This window comes from Carboxydocella sp. JDF658 (assembly GCF_002049395.1).
GTDB lineage: Bacteria > Bacillota.
On sequence record NZ_BDLR01000075.1, the window covers coordinates 1 to 201 of the forward strand.

Annotated in this window: 1 rRNA gene; it reads right to left on the reverse strand. The window is 52.2% G+C overall.

What is annotated here, in order from left to right:
* Positions 1-201, reverse strand: a 23S ribosomal RNA gene (locus tag JDF658_RS10640); the annotation flags it as partial.

The window sequence follows — 201 nt, forward strand, 5'->3', positions numbered from 1 at the left end:
AATACCAAAATCCAATGTCAGGCTACAGTAAAGCTCCACGGGGTCTTTCTGTCCTGTCGCAGGTAACACGCATCTTCACGTGTACTACAATTTCGCCGAGCCCCTCGTTGAGACAGCGCCCAAGTCGTTACGCCTTTCGTGCGGGTCGGAACTTACCCGACAAGGAATTTCGCTACCTTAGGACCGTTATAGTTACGGCCG